At 50.0% G+C, this 16,662-nt stretch carries 13 protein-coding genes and 1 other annotated feature; all 13 genes read right to left on the reverse strand.

All coding sequences use genetic code 11. The features are described from left to right. Nucleotides 1-27 precede the first annotated feature (27 nt). Nucleotides 28-651 (reverse strand): 50S ribosomal protein L3, encoded by a 624-nt coding sequence (gene rplC, locus KJS42_RS22305; protein ID WP_155608380.1) that lies wholly within the window; start codon nt 649-651, stop codon nt 28-30. Between the two features lie 46 nt (nt 652-697). Continuing rightward, entirely contained in the window at nt 698-1,006 is a 309-nt protein-coding gene (gene rpsJ / locus KJS42_RS22310; protein WP_009226637.1) for a 30S ribosomal protein S10, read from the reverse strand. Nucleotides 1,007-1,266: 260 nt separating this feature from the next. Continuing rightward, nucleotides 1,267-2,457 carry an elongation factor Tu gene (gene tuf, locus KJS42_RS22315; RefSeq protein WP_155608379.1) on the reverse strand — a complete coding sequence of 397 codons (1,191 nt, stop codon included), beginning with the start codon at nt 2,455-2,457 and terminating at the stop codon, nt 1,267-1,269. 83 nt (nt 2,458-2,540) lie between these two features. Continuing rightward, nucleotides 2,541-4,619 carry an elongation factor G gene (gene fusA, locus KJS42_RS22320; protein WP_193418680.1) on the reverse strand — a complete coding sequence of 693 codons (2,079 nt, stop codon included), beginning with the start codon at nt 4,617-4,619 and terminating at the stop codon, nt 2,541-2,543. A 47-nt stretch (nt 4,620-4,666) separates the two neighbouring features. Then, the gene (rpsG, locus tag KJS42_RS22325; RefSeq protein WP_091234482.1) at nt 4,667-5,137 is read right to left on the reverse strand and encodes a 30S ribosomal protein S7; all 471 of its coding nucleotides are present in this window, start codon (nt 5,135-5,137) and stop codon (nt 4,667-4,669) included. A gap of 261 nt (nt 5,138-5,398) precedes the next feature. After that, nucleotides 5,399-5,821 (reverse strand): 30S ribosomal protein S12, encoded by a 423-nt coding sequence (rpsL, locus tag KJS42_RS22330; RefSeq protein ID WP_018753998.1) that lies wholly within the window; start codon nt 5,819-5,821, stop codon nt 5,399-5,401. Between the two features lie 142 nt (nt 5,822-5,963). Next, the gene (locus tag KJS42_RS22335; protein ID WP_193418678.1) at nt 5,964-6,215 is read right to left on the reverse strand and encodes a ribosomal L7Ae/L30e/S12e/Gadd45 family protein; all 252 of its coding nucleotides are present in this window, start codon (nt 6,213-6,215) and stop codon (nt 5,964-5,966) included. Nucleotides 6,216-6,391: 176 nt separating this feature from the next. Beyond that, nucleotides 6,392-10,006: a DNA-directed RNA polymerase subunit beta' gene (gene rpoC / locus KJS42_RS22340; protein WP_193418674.1), complete on the reverse strand. Its 3,615-nt coding sequence runs from the start codon at nt 10,004-10,006 to the stop codon at nt 6,392-6,394. A 45-nt stretch (nt 10,007-10,051) separates the two neighbouring features. Then, nucleotides 10,052-13,597 carry a DNA-directed RNA polymerase subunit beta gene (gene rpoB, locus KJS42_RS22345; RefSeq protein WP_155608375.1) on the reverse strand — a complete coding sequence of 1,182 codons (3,546 nt, stop codon included), beginning with the start codon at nt 13,595-13,597 and terminating at the stop codon, nt 10,052-10,054. Between the two features lie 343 nt (nt 13,598-13,940). After that, nucleotides 13,941-14,540 (reverse strand): class I SAM-dependent methyltransferase, encoded by a 600-nt coding sequence (locus tag KJS42_RS22350; protein WP_213624144.1) that lies wholly within the window; start codon nt 14,538-14,540, stop codon nt 13,941-13,943. Nucleotides 14,541-14,685: 145 nt separating this feature from the next. Continuing rightward, nucleotides 14,686-15,051 (reverse strand): 50S ribosomal protein L7/L12, encoded by a 366-nt coding sequence (rplL, locus tag KJS42_RS22355; protein WP_155608373.1) that lies wholly within the window; start codon nt 15,049-15,051, stop codon nt 14,686-14,688. Nucleotides 15,052-15,118: 67 nt separating this feature from the next. Next, nucleotides 15,119-15,622 carry a 50S ribosomal protein L10 gene (gene rplJ, locus KJS42_RS22360; RefSeq protein WP_193418670.1) on the reverse strand — a complete coding sequence of 168 codons (504 nt, stop codon included), beginning with the start codon at nt 15,620-15,622 and terminating at the stop codon, nt 15,119-15,121. Between the two features lie 44 nt (nt 15,623-15,666). Beyond that, nucleotides 15,667-15,819 (reverse strand) — a sequence feature (ribosomal protein L10 leader region). An 81-nt stretch (nt 15,820-15,900) separates the two neighbouring features. Further along, nucleotides 15,901-16,593 carry a 50S ribosomal protein L1 gene (gene rplA, locus KJS42_RS22365; protein WP_155608371.1) on the reverse strand — a complete coding sequence of 231 codons (693 nt, stop codon included), beginning with the start codon at nt 16,591-16,593 and terminating at the stop codon, nt 15,901-15,903. Between the last annotated feature and the right edge of the window lie 69 nt (nt 16,594-16,662).

Below are 16,662 nucleotides of genomic sequence, written 5' to 3' on the forward strand. Positions count from 1 at the left end.
TGTTGTTCCTCCTTTCTTGAGGGCTAATTATTTCTTAATGGTTTGTTTGATTTTAACGAAGCTGTTTTTAGGACCTGGAATCGAGCCTTTAACAAGCAGTACGTTGCGTTCTGCATCCACGCGCACGATTTCGAGGTTTTGGATCGTTACGGTTTCGCTGCCCATATGTCCTGGAAGGTGTTTGCCTTTAGGAACACGGTTCGCTTGGATGGAACCCATCGAACCTGGTCTGCGATGGTAACGGGAACCGTGAGCCATCGGGCCGCGGCTTTGTCCCCAGCGTTTGATTACGCCTTGGAACCCTTTACCTTTCGAAATACCTGTTACGTCAACAAATTCGCCTTCAGCAAAAATATCGACTTTGACCTCTTGGCCAACCTCGTATCCTGCCAAATCAACACCGCGAATCTCGCGAACGTAGCGCTTAGGCGTTGCGCCTGCTTTCTTCGCATGCCCAACTTCCGGTTTGTTCGCTCTTGCTTCCTTCTTATCGGCATAACCGATTTGGATCGCTTCATAGCCGTCATTCTCCAGATCTTTCTTCTGCAGAACCACGTTAGAACTCGCCTCAATAACCGTTACAGGAACTACGTTCCCTTCCGGAGTAAACACTTGAGTCATTCCAAGTTTTTTCCCTAAGATACCTTTCATGTTGACACCTCTTTTCCTTTCCTGGTTACCTTACATATAGTAGGTATTACAATTTGATTTCGATATCTACACCGGACGGCAGGTCCAAGCGCATCAAGGCATCCACAGTTTGTGGAGTCGGGTTCACAATGTCGATCAGACGTTTGTGCGTCCGTTGTTCGAATTGTTCCCGGGAATCCTTGTACTTGTGTACCGCACGGAGAATAGTAATCACTTGTTTCTCAGTTGGCAGCGGAATCGGCCCGGATACGCCAGCACCCGAACGTTTTGCCGTTTCAACGATTTTCTCTGCGGATTGATCAAGAATTCTGTGGTCGTAAGCTTTCAAACGAATACGAATTTTTTGCTTTGCCATTTTAGTCCCTCCTTCTATCGCCCAATTTAGTATCGGACATACTCCGTGAAAATTTTCTGGCACCCCTCCCATGGCAAAGGGGCCGGGTGTGTCAGTAACCTCTCACATCATCGCAACGTCACAGAACAACATTCACTATTATATAGAAAAGATAGGCGAAATGCAAGCATAATATCTGAAGTTTTTGTTTTCCATAAAATAAAAGGAGCTGCTCTCCGAAACCGGAGTGCAGCTCCTTCTTTCAGGCTGATTAAGCCTTATTATTTGCTGATGTTAACAACGGCACCGGATCCAACTGTACGGCCGCCTTCACGAATGGAGAAGCGAGTTCCTTCTTCGATCGCGATTGGGGAGATCAGTTGAACGGTAACTTCGATGTTATCGCCAGGCATAACCATTTCAGTACCTTCTGGCAGGTTGATGATGCCAGTTACGTCCGTAGTACGGAAGTAGAACTGAGGACGGTAGCCGGAGAAGAACGGCTTATGGCGTCCGCCTTCTTCTTTAGTCAATACGTATACTTGAGCGCTGAACTCAGTATGCGGATTAACGGAAGCTGGTTTAGCCAATACTTGACCGCGTTCGATTTGGTTACGGTCAACACCGCGGAGCAATGCGCCGATGTTGTCGCCCGCTTGAGCGGAATCGAGCAATTTACGGAACATTTCAACGCCAGTAACGACGGATTTTTTCGTTTCTTCGTGGATACCCACGATTTCGATTTCGTCGCCGACTTTAACCGTACCGCGTTCAACACGACCCGTAGCAACTGTACCACGGCCAGTGATCGAGAATACGTCCTCGACAGGCATCAGGAACGGTTTGTCAACTGGACGTTCTGGCAACGGAATGTACTCGTCGATGATTTCGAACATTTCAACGATTTTCTTAGCCCAATCGCCTTCTGGGTTTTGCAGAGCTTCACGAGCGGAACCACGGATGATTGGAGTGTCGTCGCCTGGGAACTCATATTCGTTCAACAGGTCACGAACTTCCATCTCAACCAATTCGAGCAACTCTTCGTCTTCAACCATGTCGCATTTGTTCAGGAACACGACGATGTAAGGAACGCCTACGTTACGGGACAACAGGATGTGCTCGCGAGTTTGCGGCATTGGGCCGTCAGCTGCGGATACAACCAAGATTGCGCCGTCCATTTGAGCTGCGCCGGTGATCATGTTTTTAACATAGTCGGCGTGTCCTGGGCAGTCAACGTGTGCGTAGTGACGGTTGTTGGTTTCATACTCAACGTGTGCCGTCGAGATTGTGATACCGCGTTCGCGCTCTTCTGGAGCTTTGTCGATTTGGTCGAATGCTACAGCAGCACCGCCATATGTTTTGGACAATACAGTCGTGATGGCTGCAGTCAGAGTTGTTTTACCATGGTCGACGTGACCAATCGTACCGATATTAACGTGCGGTTTTGTACGTTCGTATTTAGCCTTTGCCATTTTAAACAGTTCCTCCTTAAAATATGGATTGTTATGTGTGACCGATCGGAAGAACGGGTCTCCCGACCAGTAAATACATTAATTTACTCTCCGCCTTTGTTCTTGGATACGATTTCTTCGGAGATACTTCTTGGAACTTCTTCATAGTGAGAAAGTTCCATCGAGAATACGCCGCGTCCTTGCGTACCGGAACGAAGAGTTGTCGAGTAACCGAACATTTCGGAGAGAGGCACTTTCGCACGGATAATTTGCGCTCCACCGCGAGAGTCCATACCTTCGATACGGCCACGGCGAGAGTTCAGCATACCCATAACGTCACCCATGTACTCCTCTGGCACCGTTACTTCGACTTTCATGATCGGCTCAAGCAGAACTGGTTGACACTTCTCTTTAGCCGCTTTCAGGGCCATAGAGCCGGCGATTTTAAACGCCATTTCACTGGAGTCGACATCATGGTAAGAACCGTCTACGATCGTGGCTTTAACGTCTACAAGCGGGAAGCCTGCGAGTACGCCATTCTTCATAGCTTCTTCAATACCTTGTTGTGCCGGAGCGATATACTCTCTAGGAACGGAACCACCGACGATTTTACTCTCGAATTGGTTACCAGTACCTGGTTCCAGCGGTTCGAATTCAACCCATACGTGACCGTATTGACCGCGGCCACCGGACTGACGAACGAATTTACCTTCGACGCGTGCAGGAGCTTTGAACGTTTCACGATAAGCAACTTGTGGTTTACCTACGTTCGTCTCAACTTTGAATTCGCGGCGCATCCGGTCGATGATGATATCAAGGTGAAGCTCACCCATACCAGCAAGGATCGTTTGTCCCGTTTCTTCATCCGTATGAGCACGAAGCGTTGGGTCTTCCTCCGTCAGTTTACCGAGAGCAACGCCCATTTTATCCTGGTCAGCTTTCGTCTTAGGTTCAACGGCGATTTCGATAACCGGATCAGGGAAGTTCATCGATTCAAGAATAACCGGTGCCTTCTCATCACACAGTGTATCACCTGTCCCCGTATCTTTCAAACCAACAGCTGCCGCGATATCACCGGAGTAAACTTCGGAGATCTCTTGACGGCTATTGGCGTGCATTTGCAGGATACGTCCGATCCGTTCGCGTTTGCCTTTCGTTGCATTCAACACATAGGAACCGGATTGCAAAATACCGGAGTATACGCGGAAGAACGTCAGCTTACCCACATAAGGGTCGGTCATGATTTTAAATGCAAGCGCCGAGAACGGCTCTTCATCGGAAGAGTGACGTTCCACTTCCGTACCGTCTTCCAAGTGACCTTGGATGCTTGGTACGTCAATTGGAGCTGGCAAGTAATCGATAACGGCATCCAGCATCAGCTGAACCCCTTTGTTACGGTAGGAAGATCCACAGATAACCGGGAAGATTTTCACTTCGACAACACCCTTACGGAGCGCTGCTTTCAGTTCTTCAACGGTGATTTCCTCACCTTCGAGGTATTTCATCGTCAAGTCTTCGTCCAGCTCAGCAACCTTCTCAACTAGTTCCGCACGAAGCTCTTCAACTTGTGCTACGAATTCAGAAGGAATTTCTGTTTCTTCGATATCCTGACCCAAATCATCTTTATACATAAACGCTTTTTGCGCAACGATATCGATAATCCCGACAAAGTCGTTTTCCGCACCGATCGGCAGTTGGATTGCAACTGCATTCGCTTGCAGACGCTCGCGCATATCTTTGACAACGTTCAGGTAATCAGCACCGATGATATCCATTTTGTTGACGTAAGCGATCCGTGGAACACCATAACGGTCAGCTTGTCTCCAAACGGTTTCAGACTGCGGTTCAACGCCTTCTTTAGCACTGAACACGCCTACAGCCCCGTCCAATACACGCAGGGAACGTTCAACTTCAACGGTGAAGTCGACGTGTCCCGGGGTATCGATGATATTTACGCGGTGACCTTTCCATTGAGCGGTCGTCGCAGCGGACGTAATCGTGATTCCGCGCTCTTGTTCTTGTTCCATCCAGTCCATTGTCGCAGCACCCTCGTGAACTTCCCCGATTTTGTGCGTACGGCCTGTGTAGAACAAGATCCGTTCCGTCGTGGTTGTCTTACCGGCGTCAATATGCGCCATAATCCCGATATTACGTGTATTTTTCAAGGAGAACTCTCTTGCCATGAATCTGTCTCCCTTCAAAATATAAATTTTGAAATACGGGCGTTATCCTACCAACGGTAGTGCGCGAACGCTTTGTTCGCTTCCGCCATCTTGTGCGTATCTTCGCGTTTCTTCACGGAAGCGCCTGTGTTGTTGGATGCATCGATGATCTCAGCAGCCAAACGTTCTTCCATCGTTTTCTCACCGCGGTTGCGGGAGTAGTTAACGAGCCAACGTAATCCCAAGGATGTACGTCTCTCTGGCTTAACCTCGATTGGAACCTGGTAGTTCGCGCCGCCGACACGACGAGCTTTAACTTCCAGTACAGGCATGATATTTTTGATCGCTGCTTCAAACACTTCCATAGGGTCATTCCCCGTGCGTTCTTGAATGAGGTTGAACGCATTGTACAGAATGCTTTGAGCAACGCCGCGTTTACCGTCAAGCATGATGCGGTTGATCAAGCGAGTAACCAGTTTGCTGTTATACACCGGATCTGGCAACACGTCTCTCTTCGTAACTGGACCTTTGCGTGGCATAGTTTGTTATCCCCCTTTCAACAATAATTAAAACCAAGTTGTAATTCAAAAAGTCGTCTTCCGATCACGAGGCAGGAACAGAGAAGCTTATTCGACATCGAATCTTGAATTCAGCCGGGCATTTCGTTGCTCACGTAGATCTATCTACGCTCCGCTACTCAGTCCCTAGCTTCACCCAACCTTCTCGGTGCTCCAAACCCAACTTTTTGAACCTTCATTGAAATGCTAGTTCAGAAAGCCATCTTTCGATCATGAATGATCTTAGGATTTCTTCGCTTTCGGACGTTTCGCGCCGTATTTGGAACGAGCTTGCATCCGATTGTTAACCCCAGCGGTATCCAAAGCTCCGCGTACGATATGGTAACGTACACCTGGAAGGTCTTTGACCCGGCCGCCACGAATCAGCACCACGCTGTGTTCTTGCAGGTTGTGACCGATCCCTGGAATGTAAGCCGTCACCTCTACACGGTTCGTCAAACGAACACGGGCATATTTACGAAGTGCGGAGTTCGGTTTCTTCGGAGTCATCGTACCTACACGAGTGCAGACACCGCGTTTTTGCGGAGAACTCAAATCCGTAGCCTCACGTTTCAGAGCATTAAAACCTCTTTGCAACGCTGGCGATTTGGATTTGTACACCTTATCTTGGCGTCCCTTACGTACTAATTGGTTAATAGTTGGCATGTTGTTGCCACCCCCTTCCTCAGAATTCATTTCACTTTACAAAGCTCTTGATTAAGCCCACAGACCCAGGCGGTTCATAAAAGAACAAAGGAAATGTTTTTGCCAAGGAGTCACCCTCATTAGCAAAAACATTTTCGATCAACTATGACTTTACAATCGCAGCCATCGCCGCTCCCACTTCAATCCCGCAAGCCTTGCCGAGATTGGCCATCGTATCCACATATGTGACTTTGACGGCGTGTTGGTTGCATAAAGCGACGACCCTTGATGTAAGACGCGGATCTGCATTCTCAGCAACGTAAACTTCCTCGGCCCGTCCAAGCTCGACCATTCGCATGGTTTGCTTGCTGCCGATCTTAACCGGTGCGTCCCGTAGTCCTTTATCATTAGACATCATGACGTCCTCCAAAGCACAGGGTTTATTCTTACTCACGCACTATGATATAGTATCACTCCGCTATAGCCGATGTCAAGCAAATTATTCAGCGGATTTCACCTAAGAAAACAGGCCGGCGCGCCCCGGAAACAACTTGCTTCAGGGCCGCGCCGGTAATAGCTTCGTTTAATTAGTTACTCTACGGAAACAGGCTCTAGGCTTTCTTCTGCCGTCTCGTCTTGCTCCGGTTCTTCAAATTGAATGCTGCGATAACGATTCATGCCGGTACCGGCCGGAATCAGCTTACCGATGATAACATTCTCTTTCAAACCGAGCAACTTATCGACTTTACCTTTGATGGCAGCGTCGGTAAGCACCCGCGTCGTTTCCTGGAAGGAAGCGGCGGACAGGAAGGAGTCGGTTTCCAGCGACGCTTTCGTAATCCCGAGCAGAACCGGTTTGGCAACCGCCGGCTCTTTTCCGGAGAGGATCGCGTCTTTGTTGGCAACTTCGTACTCGTGCAGGTCAACGAAAGAGCCTGGCAAGAGCGGTGTATCGCCGGCATCGACGATCCGGATCTTGCGCAGCATTTGGCGAATCATGACCTCAACGTGCTTATCGTTGATTTCTACGCCTTGGTTCCGGTATACGCGTTGTACTTCCTGCAGAATGTAGTTCTGTACGCCGCGGATCCCTTTGATGCGCAAAATTTCTTTCGGGTCGATCGAACCATCCGTCAACTCGTCGCCAGCTTCGATCTCATCGCCTTCGCTGACGCGCAAACGTGAACCGTAAGTGACGGAGTAAACCTTCGTTTCTGCTTCGCCTTGAACCTCGATTTCGCGGCGGTCCTTGGCTTCACGGATCTCCTTGATCACGCCGTCGATCTCACTGATCGTTGCTTGACCTTTCGGATTCCGAGCTTCGAACAACTCCTGAATCCGCGGAAGACCTTGGGTAATATCGTCACCTGCAACGCCCCCGGTATGGAAAGTACGCATGGTGAGCTGTGTCCCTGGTTCACCGATCGATTGAGCCGCGATGATCCCGACAGCTTCCCCGATTTCCACGTGTTTCCCGGTGGCCAGGTTGCGTCCGTAGCACTTTTTGCACACGCCATGACGGGCACGGCAGCTGAGCACGGAACGGATCTGCAGCTTAGCAATGCCTGCATTTACGATTTCATGCGCTTTATCGGAGTCGATCAATTCATTGCGATGAATGATGATCTCACCCGTTTTCGGATGCTTGATCGTTTCAAACGAGTAGCGGCCTTCGATCCGGTCGTACAGGTCCTCGATGACTTCTTTACCGTCCTGAATCACGCTAACGGTAAAGCCTTTATCCGTACCGCAATCTTCTTCGCGAACGATAACGTCCTGGGCCACGTCGACAAGTCGGCGTGTCAAGTAACCGGAGTCGGCAGTCCGCAGCGCGGTATCAGCCAAACCTTTACGCGCACCGTGCGTCGACAAGAAGTACTCGAGGACGGTCAGGCCTTCGCGGAAGTTCGATTTAATTGGGAGCTCGATGATCCGACCCGCCGGGTTGGCCATCAGACCCCGCATACCGCCCAGCTGGGTGATCTGCGATTTGTTACCGCGTGCCTTGGAGTCAACCATGAGCATGATGGAATTGTAGCGATCCATCGATTTCATGAGCACTTCGGTAATTTGATCCTTACATTTAGACCAGATATCAATAACGCGGTCATACCGTTCTTCGTTGGTGATCAAACCGCGACGGTATTGGTTCGTTACAACACGGACTTTCTCATCGGAATCACGCAGGATTTCCTGCTTCTCCTGAGGCACGATAACGTCCGCCACCGCGATACTTACACCCGCACGAGTCGAGTAAGTAAAACCGGTTTGCTTGATTCTGTCCAGTATGACGGAGGTTTCCGTCGTATGGTAGATTTCGAAGCAGCGGCCGATAATTTCGCCGAGGTATTCCTTGCCGACACCGCCTGCTAGCGGAGCAGCCATGATGCGTTCCAGAACATTGGCGCCTTTATCATGGATAAAGTAATGATCCGGCGTTCCTTGGAACAAGTTCACCCGAGTTGCTTCGTTGATATATGGGAAACTAGCCGGGAAAATCTCATTGAAAATGATTTTACCCACGGTCGTGATCAGCAAAGCATTTTGCTGTGCTTCCGTAAAGCTGGTTTTGCCCAACGCTTTAGTTGGAATCGCTACCCGCGCATGCAGAGAAGCCGTTCCGCGTTGATAAGCCGATACCGCTTCGTTAATCGAAGACAGAATCATGCCGGCGCCTTTGGCTTCCTTGTTATCCATCGTCAGATAGTAGGAGCCGAGGACCATGTCCTGCGAAGGCGTAACGACAGGTTTACCGTCTTTCGGGTTCAAAATGTTGCCCGATGCCAGCATCAAGATACGAGCTTCTGCTTGAGCTTCCGCAGACAACGGCACGTGAACAGCCATTTGGTCACCGTCGAAGTCGGCATTATACGCCGTACAAACGAGCGGATGCAGACGGATGGCACGGCCCTCAACCAGAATCGGTTCGAACGCCTGGATCCCGAGACGGTGAAGCGTAGGTGCACGGTTCAAGAGAACCGGATGCTCCTTAATGACTTCTTCGAGCACGTCCCAAACTTCCGGACTGACACGTTCAACTTTGCGTTTTGCGCTCTTGATGTTATGGGCCAAACCTTTGTTAACCAGCTCTTTCATGACGAAAGGCTTGAACAACTCCAGCGCCATTTCCTTCGGCAAACCGCATTGGTACATTTTCAGATACGGGCCTACGACGATAACAGAACGACCGGAGTAGTCAACCCGTTTCCCGAGCAGGTTCTGCCGGAACCGACCTTGTTTCCCTTTGAGCATATGGCTCAGGGATTTCAACGGACGGTTGCCCGGACCTGTAACTGGACGCCCGCGGCGACCGTTGTCGATCAGAGCGTCAACAGCTTCCTGCAACATGCGTTTCTCGTTTTGAACAATGATGTCCGGCGCGCCCAGGTCAAGCAGACGTTTCAACCGGTTGTTCCGGTTGATGACGCGGCGATACAAATCGTTCAAGTCGGACGTTGCAAAACGGCCGCCATCGAGCTGAACCATTGGGCGCAGTTCCGGCGGAATCACCGGAAGCACGTCGAGGATCATCCACTCCGGCTCATTGCCGGAGCTTTTGAATGCTTCGATGACTTCCAAACGTTTGATTGCACGGTTACGGCGTTGACCTTGGGCCGTGCGTAATTCTTCCTTCAGAAAATCAAGTTCTTTGTCGATATCGAGATCCTGGAGCAGCTTCTTCACCGCTTCCGCACCCATGCCGGCTTGGAATCCGTAACCGTATTTCTCGCGGTAGCTGCGGTATTCTTTCTCGGACAATAGTTGCTTTTTCTCCAACGGCGTTTCGCCTGGATCCGTTACGACATAAGATGCAAAATAAATGATCTCTTCCAAGGAACGCGGAGACATATCGAGCGCAAGGCCCATCCGGCTCGGGATCCCTTTGAAGTACCAAATATGAGACACCGGTGCTGCCAGTTCGATATGCCCCATCCGTTCGCGGCGCACTTTAGCGCGAGTAACCTCAACGCCGCAGCGGTCGCAAACGACGCCTTTGTAGCGAACGCGTTTATATTTACCGCAATGACATTCCCAGTCTTTGGTTGGGCCAAAAATCTTTTCGCAGAACAGCCCTTCCTTCTCTGGTTTCAACGTACGGTAGTTGATCGTTTCCGGTTTCTTCACTTCTCCGCGGGACCAAGAACGAATTTTATCTGGGGAAGCAAGCCCAATTTTCATAAACTCGAAGTTGTTGACGTCCAACAAGGAGCATCCCTCCTTAACCAAGTCCTGATTTGACTGTATAACGCTCTATTCTACGCCGACTTCTGCGCCTTCCAGATTGAGACTAAGCTTGTCGCCCGACGCATCGTCCTCGTCGTCGATCTCTTTCATCTCGATCTCTTCTTCGTTCTCGGTCAGGATCTTGACGTCCATACCTAAGCTTTGCAGCTCCTTGATCAAGACCTTAAACGATTCAGGCACGCCCGGTTCAGGCACGTTTTCTCCTTTGACGATGGATTCGTAGGTTTTCACCCGGCCCACCACGTCGTCCGATTTGACGGTAAGAATCTCTTGCAGCGTATAAGCGGCGCCATAAGCTTCCAGCGCCCACACTTCCATCTCCCCGAAACGCTGACCGCCGAACTGAGCTTTACCACCCAGCGGCTGCTGCGTAACGAGCGAGTAAGGACCTGTCGAACGAGCATGGATTTTATCGTCAACCATGTGTGCGAGTTTAATCATGTGCATGACGCCGACGGTGACTTCGCGTTCAAACGGTTCGCCTGTCCGGCCGTCGTATAGGATCGTTTTACCGTTACGTTGCATACCGGCTTCTTCCATCGTGTCAAACACATCTTCTTCGTTCGCTCCGTCAAATACCGGCGTAGCTACGTGAATACCCATTTGCAATGCAGCCATACCCAGGTGGATTTCCAGCACCTGCCCAATGTTCATCCGCGAAGGTACGCCCAGCGGATTCAGGACAACCTGTACCGGTGTTCCATCCGGCATGAACGGCATATCTTCTTCCGGCAAAATACGAGCCACGACCCCTTTGTTACCATGGCGTCCGGCCATTTTATCGCCTTCGGAGATTTTCCGTTTTTGCGCAATGTATACGCGAACGAGTTGATTCACGCCCGGCGGCAATTCATCACCGTTATCGCGGGTGAACACCTTCACATCGACGACAATCCCGTCCGTACCGTGCGGCACTCGCAGAGAAGTATCGCGGACTTCGCGAGCCTTCTCCCCGAAGATCGCGTGCAACAGGCGTTCTTCTGCCGTCAGTTCGGTTACGCCCTTCGGCGTCACTTTCCCGACCAGGATATCGCCAGCGGCAATTTCTGCGCCGACGCGGATAATCCCGCGTTCATCCAGGTTACGCAACGCTTCTTCGCCGACATTCGGAATGTCGCGGGTAATTTCTTCCGGCCCCAGCTTCGTATCGCGGGCTTCGGATTCGTATTCCTCGATGTGGATCGAAGTGTATACATCCTCCTTCACCAACTTCTCACTAAGCAGGATCGCATCCTCGTAGTTGTAGCCTTCCCAAGTCATGAAGGCAACGACTACGTTACGGCCGAGTGCCAATTCACCCATTTCGGTCGAAGGACCATCCGCCAGGATGTCACCTTTCTTGATGACTTCTCCCCGCTTCACAATCGGACGTTGGTTAATGCAGGTTCCTTGGTTAGAACGCATAAATTTGTGTAATTTATGTTTAACAAGGTCGCCTTTGACTTCCTTGCCATCCACGACTTCAACGCGGCGCAGCCAAATTTCGTTAGCCGCCGAACGCTCGATGATCCCATCATATTTCGACACAATGCAGACACCAGAGTCTTTGGCCGATTTATGTTCCATCCCGGTTCCGACGAGCGGAGCCTTCGGAATGAGCAACGGTACCGCTTGACGCTGCATGTTCGAACCCATAAGCGCACGGTTCGAGTCGTCATTTTCCAAGAACGGAATCAGCGCCGTCGCGACGGATACGACCTGTTTCGGCGAAATATCCATGTAATCTACACGGCTGCTCGGCATGGTCAAGATGTTATCCGACTGTTTGTTGTAACGAACGATAACCGATTCGTCTTCGAACTTGTTATCTTCGGTCAACTTCGCATTGGCCTGGGCAATGATATAGTTATCTTCCTCATCTGCCGTCAGGTAAGCGACTTGATCGGTAACGACTCCTGTCTTCGGATCAACCCAACGATACGGAGCTTCAATAAAGCCGTACTCGTTAATTCTCGCAAACGTCGACAAGGAGTTAATCAAACCGATGTTCGGACCTTCCGGCGTTTCGATCGGACACATCCGTCCATAGTGGGACGGGTGAACGTCACGGACTTCCATGCCGGCGCGTTCCCGAGTCAAACCACCAGGACCCAGTGCGGACAAACGGCGTTTGTGAGTCAACTCAGCAAGCGGGTTCGTTTGGTCCATGAACTGCGACAATTGCGAGCTGCCGAAGAACTCTTTAATCGATGCGATGACCGGACGAATGTTGATCAAAGCTTGCGGCGTGATCACATTAGCGTCTTGAATCGACATTCTTTCGCGCACGACGCGTTCCATCCGGGACAAGCCAATGCGGAATTGGTTCTGCAGGAGCTCACCGACCGAACGCAAACGGCGGTTGCCAAGATGGTCGATATCGTCCGTGCTGCCGATGCCGTGCAGTAAATTGATAAAATAGCTGATTGAAGAAATAATATCAGCAGGAGTGATATGCTTCACCGATTTATCGATGTTGCGATTCGCGATCACCTTAACCACTTTACCGTCTTCAATCGGCGAGAATACGTCGATGGTTTGCAGAGGTACATCATCTGCATCAAGCACACCGCCGGCAACATGGTAATTCTTGAAACCAACGTTGTTCTCAAGATGCGGCAAAATCTCGTCCAACAGACGACGATCCACCATTTGGCCGGCTTCGGCAATGATTTCACCCGTGTTCGTATCGATCAACGACTCAGCAAGACGTTGGTTGAACAAACGGTTTTTGATATGCAGCTTTTTATTGATTTTGTAACGGCCGACATTGGCCAGATCGTAACGTTTTGGATCGAAGAAGCGGGCCACGAGCAAGCTCTTCGCATTTTCTAGTGTCGGCGGCTCGCCTGGACGCAGACGTTCGTAGATCTCGATCAGCGCTTTCTCCGTCGAATCCGTATTGTCCTTGTCAAGCGTATTGCGGATATATTCGTCGTTGCCGAGCAACTCCAAAATTTCCGCATCGGTTCCGAAACCAAGCGCACGAAGCAACACGGTCACCGGAATTTTACGAGTACGATCGATCCGCACGTAAATAATATCCTTCGCATCCGTCTCCAATTCGAGCCAAGCGCCGCGGTTCGGAATAACGGTTGCGGTATACATTTTCTTACCGTTCTTATCCACTTTCGTGCTGAAATAGACGCTAGGAGAGCGAACCAACTGGCTGACAATAACCCGTTCCGCACCGTTAATAATGAACGTGCCGGTTTCGGTCATCAGCGGGAAATCTCCCATGAATACTTCCTGCTCTTTGACTTCGCCGGTTTCCTTATTAATAAGCCGGACTTTTACCCGAAGCGGCGCCGCATAGGTAACGTCGCGTTCCTTCGCGTCATCCACCGTATACTTCGGTTCGCCCAGGCTGTAATCGATAAACTCCAACACCAGATTCCCGGTGAAATCCTGAATCGGCGAGATATCTTGGAACATTTCCCGAAGGCCTTCTTCCAAGAACCACTCATAGGATTTCTGCTGGATTTCGATCAGGTTCGGTACTTCGAGTATCTCGTTAATTCGCGCATAACTACGCCGAGTGCGTCGACCATATTGAACAAGATGTCCTGCCAACTTAAACTCACCCCTCATGTCTACTCACTTTAAAAATACATTGCGAACCCGTGTTTGTGCCCTTATAATAGGACCATACGGATTCATCCACAAATAAAGAAAAGCCCTTATCGAATGCTTTCGAAAAAAGAGCATCATTTATCCGTGTCTGTTTCTGCTCTGATGTCCCCGTATTTATTAGTTTATCCAAAATGTGCATATTATACGTAAAACAACACATTTTTATGCATTGTTTTCGCAAAGCTATTGACATTTCACCAAACTAAAGCCACCGAGGGCATCCTAATGCTGACATTTTATAATAATAACATATCGATTTTGTCAAGTCAACCTTAATTCCATCTCAGGCTTTGACCGCTTTAAAGATGCGGTACCCCTTCTCCTTCGTCACTTCCTCCACCCGCGCAAAAAGAGTCTCCAACTTCTCCTTCGCCGATGGTGCACCTTGCTTCTTCTGAATAACTACCCATAGGGATCCGCCTGAACGCAAGCGTTCAAAGGCACCTTCAAAGATCGCATGAACCGTGGCTTTGCCGGCGCGAATCGGTGGATTGGTCAGCACAACGTCAAATTGCCGGTTTCCTACGGCCGAGAACAAATCGCTTTCCGTAATCGTCACGTTGTTCACGCCATTGGCAGCCGCATTTTCCTTGGCCAATTCCACGGCACGTGAGTTCACGTCGACCATCATCACATGCCCCCGGTTAGCCAGCTTGGCAGCCGCAAGTCCAATCGGTCCGTAACCGCAGCCTACATCAAGCACTTCGGCATCTTCCGGAATGTCCATCGATTCAATCAATGTACGGCTTCCGAAATCAACGCCCCCTTTGGCAAATACGCCCGCATCACTCACAAAGCGAAAGGTTTGCCCCCTCAACTTAGCGTCCCAAGTCTTACGATCATGAGCTGCGGTCGGCTTGTTGGAGTAGTAGTGATCTGACATGATTACGTGTTCCCTCCATTATTTCTTAGGATCAATTCACGGTCCGTCCCCTATTATATCCATTCCTGCTCCCTCAAATAAGAGGGTGATAGGCAACAAACCCCTTGAATCAAGTTCAAGGGGTTTGTTATAGGAGAAGTAGTGATTACTTCACTTCTACAGTTGCGCCTGCTTCTTCCAATTTGGCTTTAACGCCGTCTGCTTCTTCTTTACCCACTTTTTCTTTCAGTGGTTTTGGTGCGTTGTCAACCAAGTCTTTTGCTTCTTTCAAGCCGAGGCCTGTGATTTCACGAACCACTTTGATAACGTTGATTTTGGAAGCACCAGCGTTAGTCAGGATTACGTCGAATTCAGTTTGCTCTTCAGCTGCTGCAGCACCGCCGCCGCCGCCAGCTACAACAACCGGAGCTGCTGCAGTTACGCCGAATTCTTCTTCGATTGCTTTAACGAGATCGTTCAGTTCAAGAACGGTCATACCTTTGATTGCTTCCAAGATTGCTTCTTTACTCATGGTAGAACCTCCATTATATAATAGTTTATTTTTTGCGAATCAGATGACTTGCTTTCGCAAGGCTAACTTACGCGCTTGCTTCTTCTTTCTCGGCAACGGCTTTGACAGCCAGTGCGAAGTTGCGCACCGGTGCTTGAAGCACGCTGAGGAGCATCGAAAGGAGACCTTCGCGGGACGGAAGATCCGCCAACGCTTTGATTTGGTCGACGCCAACAACACGGCCTTCAACCACGCCACCTTTCACTTTCAGGGCATCGTTCTTCTTGGCGAAATCGCTCAAGATTTTGGCTGGAGCCACTGCATCTTCTGCACTGAACGCGATGGCCGTAGGACCGGTCAACACTTCGTCCAGCTCAGTCAATTCCGCAGCAGCTGTTGCGCGGCGAACGAGCGTGTTCTTAAGCACTTGGAATTCCACGCCAGCTTCACGAAGCTGTTTGCGGAGTTCAGTAACTTGAGCAACATTCAATCCGCGATAGTCCGCAACGACGGTCGTTGCGCTTTCGCGCAATTTAGACGTTACAGCGTCAACGGCTTCTTGTTTTGCTTGAATGACATTTGCGTTTGCCAAACTGCACACCTCCTATTAGATTCATGAGCCTCTTGCTACTTCCGCAAGGCATTGAAAAAAGCCTCCGCAGAATCACGAAGGCTTGATGGATCATCTGCACACAGCAACGCTGTATCCATTGACGTTCTATCACAACACCTCGGTAGGGAATTAAGCCTTACGGCACCTACTGTCTACGGTAAGCATATTCTTATTTAAGTCTCACATAAAACAACTGTTTCAGTATACCAAGGGCGACACTAGTGTGTCAATCCCCGATCCGCAAAGTGCGGGAGGTATTATCTGTAAACGGCCGTATTCACGCGAGCGCTTGGGCCCATGGTCGAAGAAATCGCGATATTCTTCAAGTAAACGCCCTTAGCAGCAGCCGGTTTAGCCCGGTTCAATGCGTCGATGAGAGCTTTGAGGTTCTCATTCAATTGTTCGGAAGTAAACGATACTTTACCGATCGGCGCATGAATTTGGCCCGCTTTGTCCAGACGGTACTCGATTTTACCCGCTTTGATTTCTTGAACGGCTTTAGCTACGTCAAACGTAACTGTGCCTGCTTTCGGGTTAGGCATAAGGCCTTTACCGCCGAGCAGACGGCCAAGTTTACCAACTTCGCTCATCATGTCCGGTGTAGCCACGCAGACATCGAACTCGAACCAGCCTTGTTGGATTTTGTTGATCATGTCTTGATCGCCGACGAAATCTGCTCCGGCCGCTTCCGCTTCCTTTGCTTTGTCGCCTTTGGCGAACACCAATACGCGTTGGGTTTTGCCCGTGCCATGCGGCAGAACAACGACACCACGAACGGCTTGGTCTTGTTTACGAGGGTCTACGCCCAAGCGAACTGCAGCTTCAACGGTTTCGTCGAATTTAGCAGTCGCTGCCTTTTTCACCAGTTCAACGGCTTCAGAAGGCTCATATGTCGCTTCGCTGTCAATCAGCTTAGCGGCTTCCAGGTATTTCTTACCGTGTTTAGCCATGAATTCGTCCTCCTTTGTGGTATTAGCGGAAATTCCTCCCACTTGAGAATGGAGTTTGACCTCCATTCG

It is taken from the genome of Paenibacillus sp. J53TS2 (assembly GCF_018403305.1).
In the GTDB taxonomy this organism is placed as follows: domain Bacteria; phylum Bacillota; class Bacilli; order Paenibacillales; family Paenibacillaceae; genus Fontibacillus; species Fontibacillus rhizolycopersici.